The organism is Vogesella mureinivorans, from assembly GCF_007644035.1.
Classification (GTDB): domain Bacteria; phylum Pseudomonadota; class Gammaproteobacteria; order Burkholderiales; family Chromobacteriaceae; genus Vogesella; species Vogesella mureinivorans.
Genome location: NZ_VMTV02001107.1, coordinates 1 through 336, shown reverse-complemented (window position 1 = coordinate 336; position 336 = coordinate 1). Strand labels below are relative to the sequence as shown.

Sequence of the window (336 nt, the reverse complement as noted above, 5' to 3'; positions counted from 1 at the left end):
ACCTCGGGCGGCGCGGCCTTCACCAAGGACGCGGTCTACCTGCACGGCATGCTCAGCGTGCACACCTTCTTCCGCTGGACCATCCGCCATCGCCGGCCGCGGCTGTCGCACCTGCTGTTCGCCGGCAAGATGGCCCTGCATGACGTGTTCACCCTGGAGCCGCTGTTCGAGGACGGGGTGATCGCCGAGCCGCTCTACCTGCCGCCCTGGGCGCAGCGTGCGAACGGCCTCGCCGGCGTGCTGGCCTTCTCGCTGTTCGCCAATCGCATCCGCATCGACCGCGTGGAAGCCGAGGACCTCACGCTCGGCCTGTAGCGGCGACGCACACGCATCAAT

At 68.8% G+C, this 336-nt stretch carries 1 protein-coding gene; it reads left to right on the top strand.

What is annotated here, in order from left to right; all coding sequences use genetic code 11:
• On the top strand, positions 1-315 hold a 315-nt coding region (locus FLQ44_RS22965), incomplete at its 5' end, for a tyrosine/phenylalanine carboxypeptidase domain-containing protein (RefSeq protein WP_147696186.1).
• Positions 316-336 lie beyond the last annotated feature (21 nt).